This window comes from Mesorhizobium sp. ORM8.1 (assembly GCF_053005525.2).
This window is the reverse complement of sequence record NZ_CM132600.1, coordinates 1007963-1028790: the sequence shown is the minus strand read 5'-3', so window position 1 is coordinate 1028790 and position 20828 is coordinate 1007963. Positions and strand designations below refer to the sequence as shown.

At 64.1% G+C, this 20828-nt stretch carries 27 protein-coding genes and 1 pseudogene; 18 read left to right on the top strand and 10 right to left on the bottom strand.

Going from position 1 to position 20828, the window contains the following annotated elements; translation table 11 throughout:
- The first annotated feature begins 206 nt into the window (after positions 1 to 206).
- The 3 genes and pseudogenes from ACVDG8_RS05365 (at position 207) to ACVDG8_RS05355 (ending at position 2060) form a co-directional block, all read left to right on the top strand.
- Entirely contained in the window at positions 207 to 629 is a 423-nt protein-coding gene (locus tag ACVDG8_RS05365) for an OsmC family protein (protein ID WP_447253773.1), read from the top strand.
- Positions 630 to 634: 5 nt separating this feature from the next.
- A pseudogene (locus tag ACVDG8_RS05360) lies at positions 635 to 1166 on the top strand (hypothetical protein).
- A gap of 150 nt (positions 1167 to 1316) precedes the next feature.
- Entirely contained in the window at positions 1317 to 2060 is a 744-nt protein-coding gene (locus tag ACVDG8_RS05355; protein WP_447253771.1) for a 2OG-Fe(II) oxygenase, read from the top strand.
- 58 nt (positions 2061 to 2118) lie between these two features.
- Here ACVDG8_RS05355 and ACVDG8_RS05350 read toward each other — a convergent pair whose 3' ends face one another.
- Positions 2119 to 2433 carry an EthD family reductase gene (locus ACVDG8_RS05350; RefSeq protein WP_447253770.1) on the bottom strand — a complete coding sequence of 105 codons (315 nt, stop codon included), beginning with the start codon at positions 2431 to 2433 and terminating at the stop codon, positions 2119 to 2121.
- A gap of 236 nt (positions 2434 to 2669) precedes the next feature.
- On the opposite strand from ACVDG8_RS05350, the gene ACVDG8_RS05345 reads away from it, so the two are divergent.
- The 4 genes from ACVDG8_RS05345 to ACVDG8_RS05330 all read left to right on the top strand — a co-directional run bounded on the left by ACVDG8_RS05345 (position 2670) and on the right by ACVDG8_RS05330 (position 6315).
- Positions 2670 to 4292, top strand: a complete 1623-nt coding sequence (locus ACVDG8_RS05345) for an ABC-F family ATP-binding cassette domain-containing protein (RefSeq protein ID WP_447253769.1) — start codon at positions 2670 to 2672, stop codon at positions 4290 to 4292.
- Between the two features lie 615 nt (positions 4293 to 4907).
- Positions 4908 to 5519, top strand: a complete 612-nt coding sequence (locus ACVDG8_RS05340; protein ID WP_455707581.1) for a hypothetical protein — start codon at positions 4908 to 4910, stop codon at positions 5517 to 5519.
- A complete protein-coding gene (locus ACVDG8_RS05335) occupies positions 5462 to 6142 on the top strand; it encodes a hypothetical protein (RefSeq protein WP_455707580.1) in 681 nt (226 codons plus the stop codon). Before ACVDG8_RS05340 ends, ACVDG8_RS05335 begins: the two co-directional genes overlap by 58 nt.
- Entirely contained in the window at positions 6139 to 6315 is a 177-nt protein-coding gene (locus ACVDG8_RS05330) for a hypothetical protein (RefSeq protein ID WP_455707579.1), read from the top strand. The genes ACVDG8_RS05335 and ACVDG8_RS05330 overlap by 4 nt, the downstream gene beginning before the upstream one ends.
- A 60-nt stretch (positions 6316 to 6375) precedes the next feature.
- On the opposite strand, the gene ACVDG8_RS05325 is transcribed toward ACVDG8_RS05330, so the two are convergent.
- The 4 genes from ACVDG8_RS05325 to ACVDG8_RS05310 all read right to left on the bottom strand — a co-directional run bounded on the left by ACVDG8_RS05325 (position 6376) and on the right by ACVDG8_RS05310 (position 11402).
- Positions 6376 to 7056 (bottom strand): type 1 glutamine amidotransferase, encoded by a 681-nt coding sequence (locus ACVDG8_RS05325; protein WP_447253767.1) that lies wholly within the window; start codon positions 7054 to 7056, stop codon positions 6376 to 6378.
- A gap of 296 nt (positions 7057 to 7352) precedes the next feature.
- Positions 7353 to 8246: a hypothetical protein gene (locus tag ACVDG8_RS05320; protein ID WP_447253766.1), complete on the bottom strand. Its 894-nt coding sequence runs from the start codon at positions 8244 to 8246 to the stop codon at positions 7353 to 7355.
- A 315-nt stretch (positions 8247 to 8561) separates the two neighbouring features.
- Positions 8562 to 10217 carry an acyl-CoA synthetase gene (locus tag ACVDG8_RS05315; RefSeq protein ID WP_447253765.1) on the bottom strand — a complete coding sequence of 552 codons (1656 nt, stop codon included), beginning with the start codon at positions 10215 to 10217 and terminating at the stop codon, positions 8562 to 8564.
- Positions 10218 to 10598: 381 nt separating this feature from the next.
- On the bottom strand, positions 10599 to 11402 hold the full coding sequence (locus ACVDG8_RS05310) for a helix-turn-helix transcriptional regulator (RefSeq protein WP_447253764.1): 804 nt from the start codon (positions 11400 to 11402) through the stop codon (positions 10599 to 10601).
- A gap of 138 nt (positions 11403 to 11540) precedes the next feature.
- Between ACVDG8_RS05310 and ACVDG8_RS05305 the strand changes: the two genes are divergently transcribed.
- On the top strand, positions 11541 to 11930 hold the full coding sequence (locus ACVDG8_RS05305; protein WP_447253763.1) for a VOC family protein: 390 nt from the start codon (positions 11541 to 11543) through the stop codon (positions 11928 to 11930).
- A gap of 4 nt (positions 11931 to 11934) precedes the next feature.
- Here the strand turns inward: ACVDG8_RS05305 and ACVDG8_RS05300 are convergent, their stop codons facing one another.
- Positions 11935 to 12633 (bottom strand): helix-turn-helix transcriptional regulator, encoded by a 699-nt coding sequence (locus tag ACVDG8_RS05300; protein ID WP_447253762.1) that lies wholly within the window; start codon positions 12631 to 12633, stop codon positions 11935 to 11937.
- A 120-nt stretch (positions 12634 to 12753) separates the two neighbouring features.
- Between ACVDG8_RS05300 and ACVDG8_RS05295 the strand changes: the two genes are divergently transcribed.
- From ACVDG8_RS05295 to ACVDG8_RS05280, 4 genes are all read left to right on the top strand, one after another.
- Complete coding sequence (locus tag ACVDG8_RS05295; RefSeq protein ID WP_447253761.1) at positions 12754 to 13158, top strand: VOC family protein; 405 nt, start codon at positions 12754 to 12756, stop codon at positions 13156 to 13158.
- Between the two features lie 103 nt (positions 13159 to 13261).
- A complete protein-coding gene (locus ACVDG8_RS05290; protein ID WP_447253760.1) occupies positions 13262 to 14374 on the top strand; it encodes a KamA family radical SAM protein in 1113 nt (370 codons plus the stop codon).
- Positions 14375 to 14491: 117 nt separating this feature from the next.
- Complete coding sequence (locus tag ACVDG8_RS05285) at positions 14492 to 14908, top strand: mobile mystery protein A (protein ID WP_455707578.1); 417 nt, start codon at positions 14492 to 14494, stop codon at positions 14906 to 14908.
- Between the two features lie 3 nt (positions 14909 to 14911).
- Positions 14912 to 15517, top strand: a complete 606-nt coding sequence (locus tag ACVDG8_RS05280; RefSeq protein ID WP_447253758.1) for a mobile mystery protein B — start codon at positions 14912 to 14914, stop codon at positions 15515 to 15517.
- Between the two features lie 18 nt (positions 15518 to 15535).
- Here ACVDG8_RS05280 and ACVDG8_RS05275 read toward each other — a convergent pair whose 3' ends face one another.
- The 4 genes from ACVDG8_RS05275 to ACVDG8_RS05260 form a co-directional block, all read right to left on the bottom strand.
- The gene (locus ACVDG8_RS05275) at positions 15536 to 16930 is read right to left on the bottom strand and encodes an FAD-binding oxidoreductase (protein ID WP_447253757.1); all 1395 of its coding nucleotides are present in this window, start codon (positions 16928 to 16930) and stop codon (positions 15536 to 15538) included.
- 156 nt (positions 16931 to 17086) lie between these two features.
- Positions 17087 to 17260 (bottom strand): hypothetical protein, encoded by a 174-nt coding sequence (locus ACVDG8_RS05270; protein WP_447253756.1) that lies wholly within the window; start codon positions 17258 to 17260, stop codon positions 17087 to 17089.
- A gap of 75 nt (positions 17261 to 17335) precedes the next feature.
- A complete protein-coding gene (locus ACVDG8_RS05265; RefSeq protein WP_447253755.1) occupies positions 17336 to 17527 on the bottom strand; it encodes a hypothetical protein in 192 nt (63 codons plus the stop codon).
- A gap of 45 nt (positions 17528 to 17572) precedes the next feature.
- Positions 17573 to 17782 carry a hypothetical protein gene (locus ACVDG8_RS05260; protein ID WP_447253754.1) on the bottom strand — a complete coding sequence of 70 codons (210 nt, stop codon included), beginning with the start codon at positions 17780 to 17782 and terminating at the stop codon, positions 17573 to 17575.
- Positions 17783 to 18313: 531 nt separating this feature from the next.
- Here ACVDG8_RS05260 and ACVDG8_RS05255 point away from each other — a divergent pair.
- From ACVDG8_RS05255 to ACVDG8_RS05230, 6 genes are all read left to right on the top strand, one after another.
- Entirely contained in the window at positions 18314 to 18577 is a 264-nt protein-coding gene (locus ACVDG8_RS05255; RefSeq protein ID WP_447253753.1) for a hypothetical protein, read from the top strand.
- Entirely contained in the window at positions 18574 to 18936 is a 363-nt protein-coding gene (locus tag ACVDG8_RS05250; protein ID WP_447253752.1) for a hypothetical protein, read from the top strand. Before ACVDG8_RS05255 ends, ACVDG8_RS05250 begins: the two co-directional genes overlap by 4 nt.
- Positions 18937 to 19032: 96 nt before the next feature.
- Complete coding sequence (locus ACVDG8_RS05245; RefSeq protein WP_455707894.1) at positions 19033 to 19374, top strand: hypothetical protein; 342 nt, start codon at positions 19033 to 19035, stop codon at positions 19372 to 19374.
- Positions 19268 to 19603 (top strand): hypothetical protein, encoded by a 336-nt coding sequence (locus ACVDG8_RS05240; protein WP_447253750.1) that lies wholly within the window; start codon positions 19268 to 19270, stop codon positions 19601 to 19603. The genes ACVDG8_RS05245 and ACVDG8_RS05240 overlap by 107 nt, the downstream gene beginning before the upstream one ends.
- Complete coding sequence (locus ACVDG8_RS05235) at positions 19600 to 19875, top strand: DUF1488 domain-containing protein (protein ID WP_447253749.1); 276 nt, start codon at positions 19600 to 19602, stop codon at positions 19873 to 19875. The genes ACVDG8_RS05240 and ACVDG8_RS05235 overlap by 4 nt, the downstream gene beginning before the upstream one ends.
- Before the next feature lie 9 nt (positions 19876 to 19884).
- Complete coding sequence (locus tag ACVDG8_RS05230; protein WP_447253748.1) at positions 19885 to 20703, top strand: transglutaminase-like domain-containing protein; 819 nt, start codon at positions 19885 to 19887, stop codon at positions 20701 to 20703.
- Positions 20704 to 20828: the final 125 nt, after the last annotated feature.

Genomic DNA, 20828 nt, shown 5'->3' with positions numbered 1-20828 from the left:
CCCTTCAATCGGCAAGACATAGCGCTTCACAGTTTAGGAACCGCTAATGGGATTCTGTCCGCCGCGCGCCCGGGCGAGCCATTTTCGCGCCAACAAGAGCAATCGATCTTATCGTGCGAGATCGATACCGTAGGCGGGAGACGGCAGGGCGCTCCATGGGGCGGCCGCGCCTGGATTTCGTCGGACCAACGGCCGAAGGACATGCAATGAGCGAGCTTAAAGTAAGAACGAGGCTGACCGGCGCGCTTGCCGTCCTGCCGCCGGGCGGCTTGCCCGTAATCACAACCCCGACCGGCGGCGAAGTCGGCGTGGTCACCCAGGTGAGCGCGCCGGGTTTCAACCCGCTGGACTTGCTGTTCGCCTCGCTCGCCGCCTGCATGGTGCTCAGCGCCCGCATCGCCGCGACGCGCCTCGGCGTTGCCGGCCGGCTGGGCGAGGTGAGGGCGGAGGTCGGCGGCGAGAAAGCCAAGGATGAACCCTCGCGCATCGCGACCTTCAACATCAGGCTCGACATCGCCGGCGACCTCGACGCGGCGACCAAGCAGCGCATCCTGGTGGACGCCGAAGCCATCTGCACCATCTCCAACACGCTGCGCGGCGCGCCCACCCTGCACGCGACATTGGGGTGAGGGCGGTGGCGCATCTTTCCCCGATCGACTACGCCACCGCGTCCGCCGAGATCCGCGCCGAGCATGACCGCGAGCTGGCGCTGCGCGGCCGCATGACCAACATGAAGCGCATCCTGCTCCACTCGCCCGCCGCCCACCGCATCTACGGCGAATGGTTCACGCTGCGCGACTTGCTCAAGCCGGCGCTAGGCGACCGCGCCATATGGCTGTTCTCGAAGGCGATTGCGCAGACGCTGCGCGCGGAGATCCCGGTGACATTCTTCCGGCGTGCACTGATCGATTCAGGCCTTGATCCGGAAGCGGTCGAGTCCACGGACGACGAAGCGCTGCTCATCGAATTCGCCAAAGCGGTCGCCGCCGATGCCAATGCCGTTCGCGACGAAACCTGGACCGCCCTCAAGGCGCGCTATGACGAGACGCTCTTGGTCAACCTCGTCGCCTTCACCGGCATCATGGTGGCGACGTGTGTTCGCCAACGCGGTGAAGGTGGACCTCGATCCGGAACTGGAAGGGTATCGCCGCAAGGACACGGTCTAGGCCGCGATCCTTCGCGCCCCCTCTGTCCTGCCGGACAGAGGGGGCGCTGTCCCGCCGACATTTCCGGTATCCAGTTCTCCACCTCCGCAGGAATCGGGTGGCCCCCTTCCGTCGCGCGCCCCACCTTCAGGACAAGCAAGGAGCCAACTCATGACGATCCATTCCGTGACCACCAAGCGCGCCAGCCAATCCGCGGAGTCCCGCATCGCCGCACAAAACTGGCACGCCCTCGTCTCCGATCTCAACGCTCACGGCTGCGCTGTCATGCCCGGCCTGCTGTCGGCGGAAGAATGCACCGAAATCGCCGCGCTCTATCCGCATGAAGAGCATTTCCGCAGCCATGTGGTGATGGCCCGCCATGGTTTCGGCAAGGGCGAGTACCGCTATTTCCGCCATCCGCTGCCGGACCTGATCGGCGCCTTGCGCACCGCGCTCTATCCGAGCCTGGCCGGCGTCGCCAATGATTGGAACGAGAAGATGGGCGTAGCCCTGCGTTATCCTGCGGATCACGCCGCCTTCCTGAAGCGTTGCCACGATGAGGATCAAAAGAGGCCGACGCCGCTTCTGCTGCAATACGGGCCCGGCGACTTCAACTGCCTGCACCAGGACCTCTACGGCGACCTCGCTTTCCCCCTCCAGGTCGCGATCCTGCTGTCGCGGCCGGGTGAGGATTTCACCGGCGGTGAGTTCGTGCTGACCGAACAGCGTCCACGCATGCAAAGCCGCGCCGAAGTGGTGCCGCTGACCCAGGGCGATGCGGTGATCTTCGCCGTCCACAATCGCCCGGTGCAAGGCGCCAAGGGCAATTACCGCGTCAACCTCAGGCACGGCGTCAGCCGTCTGCGCTCAGGTCAGCGGCATACGGTGGGGATTATCTTTCACGACGCGAAGTGACGTTGCCCGCTTCGGCACGGCTCCGTCGTTCCGCTGGCTGCTCGATGCCGACGCAAGCTCACACTTCGTCGACGTCGAACAGCAGCATCGTCAGGTCGTCGTCCCCTGGCGCGAGTATCCGCCGGTCGGCGGCGCAGGCGATGCCGATTTCGGTGGCAAACGCGCTCTGCATATCGGCGAGGCTGTCGAAATACAGCGTCCCCACCAGATACGGCATCTCGCCCGCCGAGCGCTTGATGATGGGCCGCCTGCTGACGTCGTAGCGCCTCAGGCCGGGAAGCTTCTTGGCCAACGGCACATGAATCTCGAAATAATGCCGGTCGAATGCCTCCGGATCGGCCGGGGTTTTGTAAATCACGAGCATCTTGGCCATCGTCATGTTCCTGTCCTGTTGCTGTACCGGTCGGGGCCTGCAGGCCGCCGCGTCAATGTCGTTCCGCAAGCGAGGATTTCGACAATCCCTGGATTCTTGTTTTTTCGCGCGCGGTAACGCGCGGTAACAGGTGCCTCGCCACCACCTGCGGCGCTTCCGCCTCTTCCCCCGCGACCCTCATTCGCGTATGGCCCCGGGCAAATCCCGCAATTTCGCACCAGCCTCCCGGACCCCCAATGATCCGTCTTGAAAGTATCGGCAAGCAGAACGGCCGACAGATCGTCTTCATCGAAGCCTCGGCCGCCTTGCAGAAAGGCGAGAAGGTCGGCCTGGTTGGCCCCAACGGCGCCGGCAAGACGACGCTGTTCCGCATGATCATCGGCCAGGAGCAGCCCGACGAGGGCCAAGTCTCGGTCGAGCGCGGCGTCACCATCGGCTATTTCAGCCAGGATGTCGGCGACATGAGCGGCATGAGCGCGGTCGCCGAAGTCATGGAGGGCGCCGGGCCGGTGAGCGCGGTTGCCGCCGAGATGCGCGAGCTCGAGCATGCCATGGGCGACCCCGAGCGGGCCGACGAGATGGATGAGATCATCGAGCGCTACGGCGAGTTGCAGCACCGCTTCGAGGAGCTCGACGGCTATGCGCTCGACGGCCGCGCGCGCGAGGTGCTGGATGGCCTCGGCTTCAGCCAGGAAATGATGGACGGCGACGTTTCGAAACTTTCGGGCGGCTGGAAGATGCGCGTGGCGCTGGCCCGCATCCTGTTGATGCGGCCCGACGTCATGCTGCTCGACGAGCCTTCGAACCATCTCGATCTTGAAAGCCTGATCTGGCTCGAAAAATTCCTCAAGGATTATGACGGCGCGCTCTTGATGACCTCGCACGACCGCGAGTTCATGAACCGCATCGTCAACAAGATCATCGAGATCGATGCCGGCTCGCTGACCTCCTATTCCGGCAATTACGAATTCTACCAGGAGCAGCGCGCGCTGGCCGACAAGCAGTTGCAGGCGCAGTTCGAACGCCAGCAGGCGATGCTGGCCAAGGAGATCGCCTTCATCGAGCGCTTCAAGGCGCGCGCCTCGCATGCCGCGCAGGTGCAGAGCCGCGTGAAGAAGCTCGACAAGATCGACCGCGTCGAGCCGCCGAAGCGCCGCCAGGTGGTGAATTTCGAGTTCCAGCCGGCGCCGCGCTGCGGCGAGGACGTGGCGACGCTGAAAGGCATCCACAAAGCCTATGGCAGCCGCACCATCTATGCGGGCCTCGACTTCCAGATCCGCCGCCGCGAGCGCTGGTGCGTGATGGGCGTCAACGGCGCCGGCAAGTCGACGCTGTTGAAGCTCGTCGCCGGCGCCTCCGAGCCCGACACGGGCACGGTGGCGCGGGGGCCGAGCGTGAAAATGGGCTATTTCGCCCAGCACGCCATGGAAGTGCTGGAAGGCGAGCGCACCGTGTTCCAGACGCTGGAGGACGCGTTTCCGCAGGCCGGCCAGGCGCCGCTGCGGGCGCTGGCCGGCTGCTTCGGCTTTTCCGGTGACGAGATCGAGAAGAAGTGCCGCGTGCTGTCGGGCGGTGAGAAGGCGCGGCTGGTGATGGCGCTGATGCTGTTCGACCCGCCTAATCTTCTGGTGCTCGACGAGCCGACCAACCACCTCGACATCACCACCAAGCAGATGCTGATCGAGGCGCTGGCGCAATATGAAGGCACCATGCTCTTCGTCTCGCACGACCGTCATTTCCTGGCCGCGCTGTCGAACCGTGTGCTGGAGCTCACGCCCGATGGCGTCCACGCCTATGGCGGCGGCTATACCGAATATGTCGCGAGGACGGGCCAGGAAGCGCCGGGGTTGAGGAGCTAGACCACTCCGCCTGTTGCTGCCGGCCTGCCAGCGGGTGGCGACCCGGTCGGCGACCATGAAGCCAAGTAGAAGCCGACGCCGAATTGGCCGATCGAACTTCGTCTTCAGCCGCCTTGCCGGCCTCGCCGCGTTCCACCAGATCGCCTCGAAGTGCAGCTCCTGGCAGTTTCCGCCGTGTTGGAGATCAGTTCACGCAGGAAGATGTCGCGGTCCAAACAGACCGAATGCACCATCATATGCAGCCGCCGCGAGACGTCCGCTTCGAATGTCCTGCGACTCCATCGAACGCTCTGCGACCGGCCCGGTAGCAGAGCTCTACTTTTAATGCTCGCTTGGGCTAAAAAGTCTTCGCAACAGTCATGTGAATGATGACAAGCAGCTCGCTGTCTCTCCCTTTGCGGCGCGGGCTTTCGGTGATCCAACTGGAGAGATTGGGAGTGGAAGAGGGGATCACCTGACAGCGGATCCGCATACATTGGGATCGGCGACAATCTTAATTTTGGCTTCCTTCGCATAGGCTTCCGGAATGAAAGGTAATGCGGTATATTAGAAATTCGTTAAGTATGCCCGGAGGCCAGCGTAAGGTGTGTTGTCAAGCGTAAGGGATGTGTCGTGATGAATTTCAAATCTCTAATCAAGCGGGCCGAGGACGTAGACAAGGAATTTCAGGAGCTCCAATCGGATCTGGCGGAAGCATTCGACGACTGCCTTTCGACCGATGGCCAGGATTCCTCAGCCGCGGAAGTGCCGGCAAACGAGGAAGCTGGGCCCGCTGAAAGCGAAACCGACGCGCCGCCGTTGAGGTTGACGCCGCACACACAGACCCGGCTTGCCGCCCTGGAAGCCGTCGCCGGCCTTTTCGGGGACGGGCAAGGCCACCTGGAAGAGATCGAAACCAGATTGGCCGAGATAGGCACCGCGCATCGCATGACGCGCGAGATTCTGAACGTCCTGCATCGCGATACCCTAAGGGCCAACGAGTTGGAACTGGCCAATGTCGCTTTGACGACGGAACACAAGACCTTGTCGGAACAATTGCTCGACACCGCCCGCAAGCTGCGCGAACGCGACCGTGCAGCCGAGGCTTGGCAACAGCGCGAGGCCAGCGTCGTCCAGGATCGAGGTCGCTGCGCGCAGCGCTTGCGACGGTACGGCTCGAGCTGGTGGAAATGGGCAATGAGAGCGCAAGGCGCGAGACGCAGTTCGGCGAGATCGTCAAGGCTCTGACCGCCAAAACCGTCGAGGTCGACAGGCGCGCCAGCGAGAACAAGCTGCTGCGCGAAAAGCAGGTCGGCCTTTCGGTTGAGCTCGAGCAGGCGCAAAAGCGGGAGACCGAAGCTCGGCATAAACTGGACGAGTTCTCGGCAACCCACGCCAATGAAACCGCGTACATAGCCGAGCTGTTGGCGCAACTCGGCAGGCATGAGAAGGAAACAGCCCGGCTGCAGAAGTCACTGGAGACGACGCATGCCAAGCTTGCCGAGGCAACCGAGGCGGCCCGCATCGTGGAAAGCGACAGCGCTGCCGAACTGGCGCGCGGCCACGCCGAGATGCGCGGGCTGCGTTCCGAGATAGAGGAGTTGCGGTCGAGGCTGGAGAAGGCATCTAACGACAGCAGCGAAACCTCCGTCGAGATCACCCTGCTCAGGACCCAGGTCAACGATTTGGCGACCGAACGCCAGATCGCGGAGCAAGGCTTTTCGCTCTCAAAAATGAGAGCGAAGCCGACAAGAGGAACCTGTCGGCGGTCAGCACCAACCTATCGGAGCTTTCACTGCAACTGGCGTCGGACCAGATCCAGCTCGATATCCAGAAGCAGGAATGCGAGGATCTGCGCGCCGAGATCGTGACGCTCAACGCGCGCATCAAGGAATTGCTGCCCTATGAGCGGCTGCATCGGGTGACGGACGCGAGATCGCGCAAGGATGCTGTGCCGTCGACCAATGGCCATATCGTCGAAGCTCAGCCGCGCCCCAGTTCGAGGCGCACATCCCGGCGCCCGTTGCGTGCCAATGCCGGGTAGAGCAAGTCCAGAAACCCTGCGACAGGGTTTCTGGTCGCCGTAGCATAGGGGCGAACCGCCTCAGCCGAAAAGCTTGGTCACAAAGCCGCTGAACCAGGCAAACTGTGCATCGTGATGGGCTTGCAGCAACCTGTCCTGCTGGCATCGCTCTTGCGCGCCGAGAGTCGCGAAGGGCGCGTCCTGCCTGTCCTGCCAGCGCCGGATGCCGGCCGGGCCTTGCTCGCCATGGAACTGCAGCGCATAGGCCGTGTCGCCGATCCGGAACGCCTGATTGGGAAAAATCTCGCTTGAAGCGAGATGCACGGCGCCCGCCGGCAAGGCGAATGTATGAAAATGGTTCTGCGGCAGGAACAGCGACCGATCGAGGAAATCGCGGGCCTCGGCCGTAGGCGTGATCTCGAAATAGCCGAACTCCCTGATGCCGCTTTCCACCGGCCCGACAGGCGCGCCCAGATGCCAGGCAATCTGCTGCGCGCCCTGGCAGATGCCGAGCAAAGGCAGGTTATTCTCCAGGCAATGCCCGATCAGCCTGGCTTCGTCATTGAGGAAGGGATGTATGTCCGTGTCGAAGACATTGAACGGGCCGCCATAGATCACGGCCCCGTCGACAGCATCGAGATCGATCGGCTCGCCCTTGAACGGCATCACGGTTTTGATGATGTGGCCGTTGGCGGACAGCGTCGTCGCGGCATGGTCGTCGCCCGGTTCTTCCGCGTGCCTGACGAGGAGAATGCGCTTCATCGGGATTCCTGCTGCCACTTGATGTCCATCCAGCTTAGCGAGCCGACGGAAATGTGCCAGCGTGGAGTTCGCACCGGAGGAGCGACGCCAAAACTGCCAATCTCCCCCCTCGTGGGGGAGATGCCCGGCAGGGCAGAGGGGGCGTGAAGGAACGCTGCATTTGCCTTCGTGCGCCGCACAGCGACAATACATGGAAGAACGAGCCAGAAGCCGGAAGGCTGGCGGGACAGCGCCCCCCTCTGGCCTGCCGGCCATCTCCCCCACGAGGGGGAGATCAGCAGTGGTTACGCCGCGCCCTATTTCCCCGCCATGCTGTCGGCCAACCCCTGCGCCTGGGCAAGCAATCCCGCGAAGGCCGGGTCGCCGGGCAGGTGCTGGGCCATGCAGGCGCGGTAGTCGGCATCGCCCTTTTCCCAGGCGGCGTTGCCGGCATCGGTGGCGGTCGAATCGTCCTGGTTCGTGCCCTGATCGGTCTGCTGGGCTTTCTGCGCGGCGACGTCGGCGGCTGCCCAGATCGAATCGCAGGCCGCGATCTTGGGGACGGCGGGCGATGCAGGCGCCTCGGCGATCAGCACGCGGTCGCCTTTCACGACGGCGACCACGACATGCTGGTCGTAGATCGGTCCGACATCCTGCGTCCAGCCGCCGAGACGGGCGACCACCGCGTCAGCGCCGTCGGGCTTCTTCAACGCAAAGTCGAGCGTGCCGGAGAACGCCGCGTCGCTGCCGATGGCCTGGGTGTAGAAACCATCGAGCTTCAGCGCCTCGCCGATATCGGCGGGCAGCTTGAAATCCGCCTCAGCCTCGGCCGACTTGGATTTCAGCCAGCGCTCCGTCAGCCCGCGTGTCGAGGCCACGATGCTCGGGCCGTCATCGCTCTGCGCATACCGCAATCCGTCGAGCATGCCGTAGCCGATGTCGGAGGCGTTGAGGCTTTGCAGGTTGATGGTGCCGGTCGCCGGAAAATCCTTGACTTGAAGCGGGCCGAGAATGGTGGCGAGACGCCGCTGCAGGTCGGCCAGGTCTTTCTCGTTCTGGGCATCGATGGTTTCGATGGCCGTGTTGGCGCTTTCCTGCGCCGCGATGTCGGCCATCGCCTTGTCGCGCGCCGCGATATAATCGTCCTCCGGCGAAGCCGCATATGCCGCGCTCGCCGAGAGCGTCAAGAGAAGTGTCAAGACCAACCGCATGATGTAACCCCGCGAGCATTCTGCCCCATGATTCAAGCATGTTTGATGACAAGTTTGGGCCAAATAAAGACCGATGGCGCCAAGCCCGAAGCTGCCGATCTCCCCCCTCGTGGGGGAGATGCCCGGCAGGGCGGAGGGGGCGCGAAGGAACGCTGCTTTGCTACCGAGAGAACCGTTGGCGCTCTCGCGTTGAACGTTTGAGCTCGACTGCTCGGTGCAGCCAGCTGGATGGGCTGGCGGGACAGCGCCCCTCTCTGGCCTGCCGGCCATCTCCCCCACGAGGGGGAGATTAGCAGCTGCCGCGCTTAGCTCACCTCACTCCTTGCGCTTCTCCACCTCCGCCTTCCTCAGCAGGAACCGCTGGATCTTGCCGCTTGGCGTCTTCGGCAGTTCGCTCACGAACTCGACCTCGCGCGGGTAGGAGTGCGCCGAGAGCCGCTTCTTCACATGCCGGGCGAGCTCCTCGGCAAGCGCATCACTACCCTTGAAGGCGGGTGCCAGCACGACGAAAGCCTTGACGATCTCGGTGCGCTGCGGGTCGGGCACGCCGACCACCGCCGCCTCGTTGACCGCCGGATGCTCGATCAGCGCGCTCTCCACGTCGAAGGGCCCGATGCGGTAGCCGGCCGAGGTGATGACGTCGTCGGCGCGGCCGATGAAGGAGACCGAGCCGTCCGGCTCATATTCCACCGTGTCGCCGGTGCGGTAATAGCCGCCGGCGATCGCCGGTGTCTCAGCCGCATGATAGCCGTCGAACCAGCGCAGCGGCGACCGCGCGATGTCGACGGCAAGCACGCCCGGCTGGTTGGGTCCGAGCTCGTTGCCCGCCTCGTCCAGCACCACCATGCGATAGCCCGGCATGGCAAAGCCCGCCGAGCCGGCTCGGACACGGTGCGCCAGCCCGTGATGGTTGTTGACCATCATGCCGTTCTCGGTCTGGCCGTAATGGTCGTGGATCGGAACAGCGAGGTTGGTGTCGAACCAGCGGATCACTTCCGGGTTGAGCGGCTCGCCGGCGCTGCTCACCACGCGCAGCCTGCCTTTCACGCGCGTCGCCGCTTCGGGCCCTTCCGCCATCAGCAGGCGAAAGGCGGTGGGCGAGCCGGCAAGGCTGGTGACGCCTAGACGCTCGATGATGTCGTAGGTCGATTTGGCGTTGAAGGCGCCTTCGTAGAAGGTGGTGGCGATGCCGAGCTGCAAGGGGCCGGTGATGGCGTAATAGAGCCCGTAGGCCCAGCCGGGATCGGCGATGTTCCAGAACACATCGTCGGGCCGCAACCCGATCGCGTGGCGCATATAGGCGCCGAAGGCAAGCAGCGCGCTGAGCGGCACCGGCACGCCTTTCGGATGGCCGGTCGTGCCGGAGGTCGACATCATCATGAACAGGTCCGAGCCCTTGCGCATGACAGGCGCGCAGTCGGGGGAGGCGGCGGCAAGGGCTGCGCGAAAATCGATGTCGCCTTGCGGCAGGGTGTCGCCGGCGCCGAGGATGGTGGCGACGCTCGGATGGTTCTCCACCTCGTCGAGCTTGCCGCGGTTGGCCGGGTTGGTCACCACCAGCCTGGCTTTGCTGTAGCTCAGCCGATGCTCGATCGCCTTCGGGCCGAAAGCGGTGAACAAGGGCTGGTAGACCGCGCCGACGCGCCATGTGCCGAGGACCAGCGCCACTAGCTCGGGAATGCGCGGCAGCATGCCGGCCACGACGTCGCCGGGGCGCACGCCAAGGTCCTTCAGCAGATTGCCGACACGGCCCGATAGATCGGCGAGGTCGTCGAAGCTGAATTCGCGCACTTCTCCAGCGGCCAAGATCGCGCGCAGCGCCAGCCGGTTCGCGCCGGTGTAGCGGCCGCAGCACTCGACATAGGCGTTGACGCCGTGCGCCGGATCACCGTGCAAGCGTGCGATCTCGTCCTCGATGCGGAAACGCTGAACGGCATCCTCATAGCGCGGCAGCGCCGGTTTGTCGGTCATGGCTGTCCTCCCTTGGGTGGCGGATCATCTCCCCATGATCGCCGGCCGACGGCAGATTGCCTGAAAAGATCGCGTGGGTCGATTGCTGCGAAGGTCGGGGCAGGAGGCTGCCAACGAGTCTCGTATGCACTCTACGGCGCCCCCCTCTGTCCTGCCGGACATCTCCCCCACTTGGGGAGATCAGCAGGTCTGGCGCCCAGCCATCTCGACAACGTTGGCGATTGGCGAAAGCCGCGAAACAGCCAATCTCCCCCTCGTGGGGGAGATGTCCGGCAGGACAGAGGGGGGCGCGAAGGAACGCCAGCTTTCCTAGTCATGTGCGTCGAAAAGCATAGTCGAACAGCAGGCTAGCACCGGTTCCGGAATCAGTATCTGAACGGCCTACCCACGTTTCCGATAAAGGCTGACCGTCATGTCCTTGCCCACGCCCGCCGGCGTCAGCATAAAATAATCATAGGTCACGATCTCGCCGCTTGGCCCGACCAGCCCCTTCGACCAGATCGGCGCTTCCTCGACCCGCATCTCTGCCCATAGCCGCGCGAAGTCCGCGCTCAGCGCCTTGAGCGGGTCGAGCACGGCGCGGATGTCGGGCACCGCGGCGAAGCCGACGGTCGCGGCGCGGAATTGCGCGATCGACGAGCGCGACACCACGTCCCAGTCGGCGAACAGCGCTCGCCAGGCCGGATCGAGGAACAGCCGTGCAAGCAGGTTGCGCCTTGCCGGATCCGCCGGATCGAAGCCGCCGAACAGATTTGCCGCCTCGTCGTTCCAGCCGACGAAATCCCAGGCGCGGTTGAGCGCATAGGCCGGGTTGGGCGAGAGCGCGGCAAGCAGATCGGCAAGGCGCGGATCGGGCAAGCGGTCTTCGCGTCGCATTTCGGGCAGCCACTCCGGCTTGGCGAGCTTGAACAGATGCTCGCGCTCGACCGGCATCAGCTTCAGCACATCGGCGAGCGCGCTCAGCACCGGCGCCGATGGGTTCGCCTCGCGGCCCTGTTCCAGCCAGGTGTACCAGGTGGCGCTGATGCCCGCGAGCAGCGCCACCTCCTCGCGCAGCAGTCCGGTGGCGCGCCGGCGCATGCCGGTGCTGAGGCCGTGCCGCGCCGGCGCGACGCGCTCGCGCATGGCGCGCAGGAAGCGCCCGAGCTCCTTGCGCCTGTCCGTCTCGGCGGTTCGTTCCAGCATGTTTGCCCCCGACGGTGGTAGCGGCGCTACCAGCACTGCCGCCCATCTTGTACCACCTGACTACCAGTATAAACGGGATGCTGCATCGAACAACACCCGGTCGCTTCGTGTCGCGGCCGGCCAGCCAGGAATCCCGCAATGAATGCGCTGAAAAACATCAGGAACATCGACTACACGGTCATCTTCGTCCGCGACATGAAGAAGATGCGCCGCTTCTACCAGGACGTGATGGGCTTCCCCATCCATTCGAGCCTTGGCGAAGCCTGGATCGCCTACCAGGTCGGCGCCTGCCTTCTGGCGCTGACCGAACGCGGCGTGATGTTCAACGATGCGCCGACACCGCAAGGCGCGCTGTCGCTGCAGCTCGCCTTTCGTGTGACGCCCGGCGAGGTCGATCAATGCGCCGAGGCGCTGCGCGCAGCCGGCATTGCGATCGAGATGGAACCGGCCGACCAGCCCTGGGGCCACCGGACAGTGTTCTTCCGCGATCCCGATGGCAATGTGCTGGAGATCTATGCGGATATTTAAAGTGTCAGGGTAGGCGCAGGCCCTGTGCCTGCATATGCCGTTTCCAGCGGCTGCGCAGCTCGCCTGGACGGCAACCGATACGCTCCTCGATGAATTCGGCGGCATCGATGCGGTCGGTGCGGAAATGGCGAAAATCCTGGCGCAGTTCGCACCAGGCGGCGAGCAGCCGCACAGTCTCGGCATAACCGATCATCGTCGGCCAGATCACGCGCTCGCTCTCTTCGCCGGTTTCGTTGCGGTAGCGGATGCGGATCTTGTGGCCTTTGCGGATCGATGCCCGCGCCTGCGCGATGTCCAGCCCGTCGGGCAGGTTTTTGCGGCCAAGCGGTGTGCCGACGCTTGGCTGGCTGACGAAGGGGCGCAGCCGCTCGGGCACTACGGTGGCGATCTTGGCGATCAAGTCGCGCGCAGCACTCGCCAGCACGGGGTCGCCTTTGTCGGCCACCCATTGCGCGCCGAGCACCGCCGCCTCCAACTCGTCCGGCGTCAGCATCAGCGGCGGCATGTCGTAATCGCTGTCCAGCACATAGCCGAGGCCGGCTTCGCCCCGGATCGGCACGCGCTGCCCGACGAGGTCGGCGATGTCGCGATAGACCGAGCGCCGCGAGGTCTCGAGTTCCTCGGCGATCTGGCTCGCGGTGATCGGCAGGGTCGAGCGGCGCAGGATCTGGATGATCTGGAACAATCGGTCGGCGCGGCGCACGGCATGTCTCCTGTTGCCACTATGGTGGCAGCAGGGTTGCTCCACAAGTCGGATACGGCGCCTGAGCCGGCGCGGCCGCCGACGGAGAAGACTCCGCGGCCAACACATGGAGAAGACTCAATGAATTTCGTTTCAACCCGCATCATCACCGCCGATGTCAAAAGGCTCGTCGACTTCTATGCGACGGCGACGGGCGTTCAGCTCACGCTCTACACCGAGGATTTCGCCGAACTCATCACCGCGGCGGGCACGCTGGCGATCGGCAGCACGCGCACACTCAAGCTCTTCGGCGGCGATCACGTGGCGAGCCCGGCTGCGAACCATACAGCGATCATCGAGTTCCGCGTCGCCGACGTCGACGCGGACTATCGCCGGCTCGCCGGGCAGTTGGGGGAAGCGCTGGTGCAGGAACCCACCACCATGCCGTGGGGCAACCGCTCGCTTTTGTTTCGCGATCCGGACGGCAATCTGGTGAATTTCTTCACACCGGTCACGGCGGAAGCGATCGCGAAGTTCGAAAGGTGAGGGGGTGGGCGGGAGCTCGGTGTGTCAGGACGAGCAGCAAGCCAACGGTTGACCATACGCGCCATCCAGCCGATACCGCGCGCAAACATCTTCCGAGCTTCAAATGACCACCGACTTCAAACAACCAGCCACGACCCCCGAGCCCACCTGGCAGGACGATGTCCGCGCCGGCGTGCGCCATGTTCGCGACCTGGCCTCGCTGCCGCTCTCGCCCGCCGAGCGTGACGCTGCGCAGGCTGCCGCCGCGGCCCACAAGGTGCGCGTGCCAAAACCCTATCTCGACCTGATCGACTGGAGCGACCCCAACGACCCGATCCGCGCCCAGGTCATCCCGTCGCCGGACGAACTCGTCGCGGCCGAGGGCGAGCTCGACGACCCGATCGGCGACCATGCCTTCAGCCCGGCGCCCAGGCTGACGCACCGTCATGCCGACCGCGTGCTTCTGTTTCCGACCTATCAGTGCGCCGTCTATTGCCGTTTCTGCTTCCGCAAGGAATCGCTGACATCGATCGGCCGCGGCTATACAAGCGAGGCGCTGGAGCCGGCGCTGGCTTATATCGCCCAGCACCCCGAAATCCGCGAGGTGATCCTGACCGGTGGCGATCCGCTGTCGCTGCCTGACTCAGCACTTGCCGAAATCCGCGCCAGGCTGGAGGCTATCCCGCATCTGCGGCTGTTGCGCATCCACACCCGCGTGCCGGTGGCACTGCCGTCGCGCATCACCGCCGGGCTGGTCGAGGCGCTGCAGGGCCGGCTGATGGTCACGGTGGTGACCCACTTCAATCATCCGCGAGAAATCACTGAAGCCACCGAGGCTGCCTGCCGCACGATGCGGCTGGCCGGCTTCGTGCTGCTCAACCAAAGCGTCCTGCTCAAGGGCGTCAACGATAAGGTCGAGGTGCTGGAGGAGCTTTGCCGCGAGCTGATGTACCGGTTGGGCGTCAAACCCTATTACCTGCATCACGGCGACCTCGCGCGCGGCATGGCGCACCGCCGCACCACAATCGCCGAAGGCCAGGCGCTGGTCGCTGAATTGCGCCAGCGCCTCTCCGGCATCTGCAACCCGACCTATGTCATCGATCTCCCCGACGGCGGCGGCAAGGTGCCGCTGGCCGCGAGCCACATCGAGGGACGGGACGGAGAGATTTGGCGCATTCGCGGACTGGACGGGAAGGTGCGACGATACACCGAGTTGGTGGCAGTGACGTCAATATAAAGATTGACGTGTGTGTCATAATTGTATATCTTAATATTGACAAAATTCCTCAAAACGTCAATGTAAGAGTTTACGATGAGTGTCAGGCAAGCCGTTCTCAGACAATATCAGGCGAAAGTGGACCTCGCCCAGAGCAGTAATATCGAGATCCCTCCGGAAGGTTGGATCCGCACGGTGCGCAAGGCGCTCGGCATGTCCGGCGCCGAGCTTGGCCGACGGATGAATTTGACGCGCGCGCGCATCGCGCAGGCGGAGCATGCCGAACTGGACGGCGGTATCACATTGAAGTCCATGCAAGCCGCGGCCGAGGCCATGGGTTGTCGGTTTGTTTATGCCTTCGAACCGCCGGGCAGCATCGAGAACGTCATCATCCAGCAGGCGCGAAAAAAAGCTCAAGCTGTCATTGGCGCTGCCGGCCGGCATATGGCTCTTGAGAACCAGACCGTGTCCGACAATCGCACGGAACAGGAGATTGCACGCCTCACGCGCGATCTCGTCCACGACATGCCTTCCGATTTCTGGCGGGACAATTGACCTTTGGTCGTCAAGCTCGACTATCCCGAGGGTGCGACGCCTCTCGATCCCAATGAGCTTGGCGGGCTCAAGCACAAACACATAACCACACAGGGCGAACTGGACGAGCTTGAGCAGGCAAACATTGCATCGGGCTTGCAATGGCTGGGCCGGATGCGGCCGCGGGACGTCCTGACGGATGTCTTCGCCATCGAACTTCATCGCCGTCTCTTCGGCGAAGTCTGGAGTTGGGCGGGTTCTCTCAGAATGACCGGCAAGAACATTGGCGTCGATCCGGCGCAGATTGCCGTGCAACTACGTGGCGCGATGGACGACGCACGTTATTGGGCGGATCACCAAACCTATCATCCTGTCGAATTGGCGGCGCGGCTGCATCACCGCCTTGTATGGGTCCATACCTTCGTGAACGGCAATGGACGTCACGCACGGATCATGGCGGATGTCGTGCTCGACCGGATCCATGCTGTTGGGCCTATCGACTGGACTGCCGGGGCGGATCTTCAGAAAATGAATGATCGACGTGCCGCCTACATCGCGGCTCTCAAGGCCGCCGACAATCACGATTTCGCCCCGCTGCTGGCGTTTGTCGGAGCGGATGTTCCGAAATAGATGCCGGGAGCACTCGATCTATCTGGCCACGACTTTCCCCGGATTCATCACATTACCCGGATCGATCATCTCTTTGATCATCCTCGCCAAGTCCCGCTTCACCGGATCGGCGTGGCGTTCATAGGCCGCGCGCTTTTCCAGCCCCACGCCATGCTCGGCCGAGAACGAGCCGCCGGCCGCCACCAGCCCCTCATAGAGCACGTCCTCGACCGCCTTGTGCCGCTCGGGCGGCAGCGGCCCGTCGGCGTTGATGGAGATGTGCAGATTGCCGTCGGCGAGATGGCCGAAGACGTAAGGGGCATAGGAAGTGTCGAGCTTCTTCAGCCCGGCCTCGATGCGCGCCACATAGGCGTCCAGTGCGCCGCCGGGCACCGACACGTCGAAGGACTCAGGCAGATGGTGCGCGCGCTCGATCTGCTCTGTTTCCTCGCGCAGCCGCCATATCGTGGCGGCCTGGGCTTCGGAACTCGCGACCAGCCCGTCGATGATGCCGGCCTCTTCCCAGATCGCCGCCAGCCCGTCCTCCAACGCGCCGCGCGCCGCCTCCACCCTGTCGGCGCCGAGGCCCAGCACCAGCAGGCATGGCGCATCGAGCGGCAATTGCCCGGACGTATAGCCCAGCGCCCGTTGCATCAGCGCCGCAAAATTGCGCCACAGGATCTCGGCGGCGCCAAGCCGCGTGCCGGTCTGGCCGAGGAAATACCGCACAATGCGCTGCGCGCTTGCCGCATCCGGCACGCCGACCAGGGCGGTGGCGCTTGCGCCTGCCATCGGGTCGAGCCTGAGCGCCACGCGGGTGACGATGCCGAGCGTGCCCTCCGCGCCGATGAACAGATGCTTCAGGTCATAGCCGGCGCTGGTCTTCAGCACCCGGGTGAGGTCGCAAAAGACGCGCCCGTCCGGCAGTACGGCCTCGAGACCCAGCACGCGGTGGCGCATCGTGCCGTTGCGAAACGCCAGGATGCCGCCGGCATTGGTGGACACCATGCCGCCGATGGTGGCGCTGCCGCGCGCTGCAAGGTCGATGCCGGGGTCGAGCCCATGCACCGCCGCCGCTTCCTGCAGAAGCCCAAGCGTTGCGCCGGCCTGGACGATCGCCACGCGCGCGAACGGGTCGATCTCCTCGATGTGGTTCAGCCCGCCGAGATCGCAGATAATCTGACCGGCGGACGTCGCCGCTCCGCCCGCCAACCCCGTGCGCCCACCCTGGGCGACCAGCCCGATGCCGCGTTCGAAGCAGAATTTCACCAGCGCCGCGACGCCTGCGATACCCGTGGGGCGCACCAGGGCGGAGGCGCCGAAATTGCGGGCGTCGAATCCGGGATCGCGGGTGGCGAGTTCCGTGGCGTCCCAGACAATGGCGTTGGGCAAGGCGGCGCGGAGCGCAGGGATGAGGGATCGGTCGTCGCGCACGCTGGTAGGCTCCGTATCGAGGCAGGAGCCCAATCTATAAAGGCGACAGCGCGGTAGAGTCACGCTCGGACCAGCGTCGCAACGCAAGGACTTCAGTGATGCCTTACGGGTTCCCGCAGGGGCGTCGTGGTGATGTGCCGTTCGCCGATCGGCGCCTCAGATCAGGCGGTTGCGTTCCGCGAGCACGCGCGCGCGTCGCACGGTGCCATCCGTATCGGCGACCTTGCGTCTTGCGTCTTCGTCATGCCGGATCGCCAGTCGCGCAGACTTGGCTTTTGACGCTTTGTATGGCGGTTTGATCGCGAAGGGCGCGGGGTCCGGGGTTTTCATGTCTCTCATTGTTGTTGTCCTTTCACATGAAATGATCGCAGGGCGACTTCGCCGGCAAAATTCCAATGCGCTTTATCAGATCGCTCGTCCGGTCTCCTGCCGCCGCCTGTCGTCCTGCTCGTTCAATTGCGCGAGCATCTTTTCCGCCCGTCGTGTCCTGATGCCGACCATGATCTTGTGCCCGGCCTCGGCGGGCTGACCGGTGAAGATGTCGAAGACGGTCCAACTGTTCGGCTTCTCCAGCCGCAACGCGTAGCGCTTTGCCATTGAGGCATTCCTTCTCGGTTGCGCCAACCGACGATTGCCGATCGTTCAGGCCTTCATCACGAAGAATGCCGACGCCAGCATGGCAACAACCCACAGCACCACAAAAACCTTCAAGGCGAGCGGCCCGTGTGAAGCAAGTGCTGCCCGGACGCGCGCCACCACACCGCCCATGCGTGTCGATCCCACAGCCACCGTAGCGACAGCGGCGGGCGCGCCGCCGCCAAACTTGCCGAAAGTGCGAGGCCGTTCAGCCATGGATACGACCTCGAATGTTGGGGCAATGCTGGCTGTAAGCGAACGACGCGCCGGCTGACGACGTGGCCGTCATATGGCTCTTATAGACGGCTTTGAATGCCATAGATAGGAGCACTAAAAACAATTACCCGATCTTCAAAAATACCGGCTGAACTTATACGGGCGAAGTAGAAAATACCTAAGATATTTTCCTGAACTATTTTGGATTTTCATGCTGAAAAACCAGAATTTTATTTGACGATAAAAAATAAAAGCCCAAAGCCAGCTTGTTATAAACGTAATTTAGGCGCATACAAAAAGCTCGTTGATTTGGTCGAGTTGGCTTTCGCCCCGTCGGAGCCTCGCCATCCCTTTCCGAATTCTCGATAGCGAATGCATGGCGCCACCCGGCGCGGCGGTTCGCTTCGTTCGGACCCTGGAATGACACTGGCGCTGACCACGGATGTACTGGCAGCCCGGCAGGTCGTTCCAGCGGTTCGACGGCAATGAGGCGGAAAGGCGCAAGCGCTTTTCCCACGGAAAGCGGCAACCATGACCAAGCGCACCACGCCGACCGCCGTTCGCTTCAACGCGGCGTTTGCGCTGCCGGGCTTCGATGCGCCGCAGCCGCTCGGAGACTACCGCGTCGACCTCGACGAGGAGCCCCTGGAAGGGGCCTCGCGCGTCGCATGGCGTCGCGTCGCCACATTCATTCACCTGCCGGCAATCTCCGCGACGGAGCTCACGCGGCAAATGGTGCCGATCGACGCGGCCTCGCTCGAAGCCGCGCTCGAAAAAGACCGGAGACAATCATGACAAGCCTCATGCAACGCAAGGCCCGCCCCATCCAGCACGGAGCCCCGCAGCGTCTGTTCGACGTCGGACAAACGGTTCGCCTGAAGGGCGGTTTTGGCACCGGTCCGAAGACCGGCGAAATCTACCGGGTCACCGGCACGCTGCCGCCGAAGGGCGCCTCGCCGCAATACCGTATCCGCAGCGAGGGCGAGCCCTATGACCGCGTGGTGACCGAAGACAGTTTGGAACGCGTCGACATTTCGGCGCCGGACGAAGGCATAGCTCTCATCGAAAGGACGTTCGGACATGGCCAAGGGACAGCAGCGGTCGAACCGCGAAACCAGGAAGCCGAAGCAGGAAAAAGCTCTGGCCAAGCCTGAGACCGGCTTCGGCGCCCAGATCAAAGCGCCGCCGGCCAAGGCGGCCCGGGTAAAGGCAAGGGCAAGGGCTGAGGCCGGCGCACAGGCGCGCTCGCGATGAAGATCGTGATCGAATTCTATCGCACCCGCGCCGCGGACGACGCGCAGGCCGTCGTCGGCCGCGAGATGGCGTTGGCAGCCGACGTCGATGACGCCATCGAGATCGCGCGGCTTCTGGCAACGACGCTGGAGATGCCGCAACAGCCGGACGCCGTGTTGATCACCGGCGCCGACGGCGCGATGCTCTACCGCGGCGCCATCGCGGCGCAAGCGGGCAGGAGGGGCCGACAGCGTGAACGCCAACAGCATCATCGCCGGCAACAGCATCGTCGAATGGGCCGGCGCCGCCGGATCGCGCACGTTGGATTGCGAAAGCGCCCCGAGGCGCGACTTCCGTGACCGTCAATATGGCCGACGCGTCGAGGCTGACCGCTCCTGGACCGTCTATCACGTCTTCAGCGGCATTCCGGCGCATGTCGACGGCGCGGTCATGATCGGCCTGACGCGCGACGACGCGACGCAATCCATGCTGTCGCTCAACCTTTGCAACACAAGGCGCCAAAGTGAATGGAGCGCCGAGCGCCCGTTGCCTCGCGCCCCTTCTCAAACACAGGTTCGCTGCTCATGACCCTTGCTTTTCCAAACCCCAGCCGCAGCTTCGATGAAGCGCGCAACGCCGTCTGCTTCATCGCCCATGACGGCATGTTCAAGGTCCGCTTCTTCGTCGAGGCAGAAGCGCTGGCGCGATCCGGCGTCGCGCCCAACGGCAAGGGCACTGCAGAGGCGACATATCTTTCGGCCTTCGACGCCCAGCGCGGGTCGATCGAACGCGTCGCCAGCAAGGCCTATGCGCGCGGACGCCACGATTCCTACACGCTCACCGCCGCCGATTTCAGGTAACCGTAAAAGATGCTCATCCGCTACGGCTACGAGATTACGCTCACCTGCCCGCAACCGACCGCTCTGGTCTGCCTGCTGTCGGTGCATCAAGACCGCGCGGCGGATATCCGGGTTCCCGAAACCCTGTTCATCACGCCTGAGGTCGCGACGTCCACCTATCGCGATCTGTTCGGCAACCGCTGCCGGCGGTTGGTCGCGCCGGCGGGCGACATGACCATGTGGGGCGACGCGACGATCGAGGACGACGGCCAACCGGACAGGCAATTGCCGATGGCCCGCGAAATCGCCGTACAAGATCTGCCGGACGATTGCCTGGTCTATCTCCTGGGCAGCCGCTATTGCGAGACCGACCGGCTGAGCCAGACGGCCTGGGATATCTTCGGCAAGATCGCGCCGGGCTGGGGCCGCGTGCAGGCGGTCTGCGATTTCGTCCACAACCATATCGAGTTCGACTACATGCAGGCGCGGGCGACGCGCACGGCCTTCGAGGCCTACCAGGAGCGCGTCGGCGTCTGCCGCGACTTCGCCCATCTGGCGGTGACGTTCTGCCGCTGCCTCAACATCCCCGCCCGCTACGTCAACGGCCATCTCGGCGACATCGGCGTGCCGGTGGTCGACCCGATGGATTTCAGCGCCTGGATCGAAGTCTACCTCGACGGCGCCTGGCACACTTTCGACCCGCGCAACAACAAGCCCAGGATCGGCCGCATCCTGGTCGCGCGCGGCCGCGACGCCGCCGACATCCCGCTCATCAACTCCTTCGGCCCGCACGTGCTGAAAGGCTTTCGGGTGTGGACCTACGAGGTGACGCAACTGCTCGTGCATTAGCCGGCCCATGGGGCCTGGCCCTCAAGCATCAGGCCAGCGGCGATGCGTGTTACCATCGGCAAGAAACGGCGCCAAACGCCGGCGAGTGTCCTGGGCGCCCCGACCTGTATGGCAGGGGATTGAGC

What these genes read in the sequence shown, in the direction of transcription:
- ACVDG8_RS05365 (WP_447253773.1), top strand. Translation starts at nt 207, where the DNA reads ATGAGCGAGCTTAAAGTAAGAACGAGGCTGACCGGCGCGCTTGCCGTC.
- ACVDG8_RS05355 (WP_447253771.1), top strand. Translation starts at nt 1,317, where the DNA reads ATGACGATCCATTCCGTGACCACCAAGCGCGCCAGCCAATCCGCGGAG.
- ACVDG8_RS05350 (WP_447253770.1), bottom strand. Translation starts at nt 2,433, where the DNA reads ATGGCCAAGATGCTCGTGATTTACAAAACCCCGGCCGATCCGGAGGCA.
- ACVDG8_RS05345 (WP_447253769.1), top strand. Translation starts at nt 2,670, where the DNA reads ATGATCCGTCTTGAAAGTATCGGCAAGCAGAACGGCCGACAGATCGTC.
- ACVDG8_RS05340 (WP_455707581.1), top strand. Translation starts at nt 4,908, where the DNA reads ATGAATTTCAAATCTCTAATCAAGCGGGCCGAGGACGTAGACAAGGAA.
- ACVDG8_RS05335 (WP_455707580.1), top strand. Translation starts at nt 5,462, where the DNA reads ATGGGCAATGAGAGCGCAAGGCGCGAGACGCAGTTCGGCGAGATCGTC.
- ACVDG8_RS05325 (WP_447253767.1), bottom strand. Translation starts at nt 7,056, where the DNA reads ATGAAGCGCATTCTCCTCGTCAGGCACGCGGAAGAACCGGGCGACGAC.
- ACVDG8_RS05320 (WP_447253766.1), bottom strand. Translation starts at nt 8,246, where the DNA reads ATGCGGTTGGTCTTGACACTTCTCTTGACGCTCTCGGCGAGCGCGGCA.
- ACVDG8_RS05315 (WP_447253765.1), bottom strand. Translation starts at nt 10,217, where the DNA reads ATGACCGACAAACCGGCGCTGCCGCGCTATGAGGATGCCGTTCAGCGT.
- ACVDG8_RS05310 (WP_447253764.1), bottom strand. Translation starts at nt 11,402, where the DNA reads ATGCTGGAACGAACCGCCGAGACGGACAGGCGCAAGGAGCTCGGGCGC.
- ACVDG8_RS05305 (WP_447253763.1), top strand. Translation starts at nt 11,541, where the DNA reads ATGAATGCGCTGAAAAACATCAGGAACATCGACTACACGGTCATCTTC.
- ACVDG8_RS05295 (WP_447253761.1), top strand. Translation starts at nt 12,754, where the DNA reads ATGAATTTCGTTTCAACCCGCATCATCACCGCCGATGTCAAAAGGCTC.
- ACVDG8_RS05290 (WP_447253760.1), top strand. Translation starts at nt 13,262, where the DNA reads ATGACCACCGACTTCAAACAACCAGCCACGACCCCCGAGCCCACCTGG.
- ACVDG8_RS05270 (WP_447253756.1), bottom strand. Translation starts at nt 17,260, where the DNA reads ATGAAAACCCCGGACCCCGCGCCCTTCGCGATCAAACCGCCATACAAA.
- ACVDG8_RS05265 (WP_447253755.1), bottom strand. Translation starts at nt 17,527, where the DNA reads ATGGCAAAGCGCTACGCGTTGCGGCTGGAGAAGCCGAACAGTTGGACC.
- ACVDG8_RS05260 (WP_447253754.1), bottom strand. Translation starts at nt 17,782, where the DNA reads ATGGCTGAACGGCCTCGCACTTTCGGCAAGTTTGGCGGCGGCGCGCCC.
- ACVDG8_RS05255 (WP_447253753.1), top strand. Translation starts at nt 18,314, where the DNA reads ATGACCAAGCGCACCACGCCGACCGCCGTTCGCTTCAACGCGGCGTTT.
- ACVDG8_RS05250 (WP_447253752.1), top strand. Translation starts at nt 18,574, where the DNA reads ATGACAAGCCTCATGCAACGCAAGGCCCGCCCCATCCAGCACGGAGCC.
- ACVDG8_RS05245 (WP_455707894.1), top strand. Translation starts at nt 19,033, where the DNA reads ATGAAGATCGTGATCGAATTCTATCGCACCCGCGCCGCGGACGACGCG.
- ACVDG8_RS05235 (WP_447253749.1), top strand. Translation starts at nt 19,600, where the DNA reads ATGACCCTTGCTTTTCCAAACCCCAGCCGCAGCTTCGATGAAGCGCGC.
- ACVDG8_RS05230 (WP_447253748.1), top strand. Translation starts at nt 19,885, where the DNA reads ATGCTCATCCGCTACGGCTACGAGATTACGCTCACCTGCCCGCAACCG.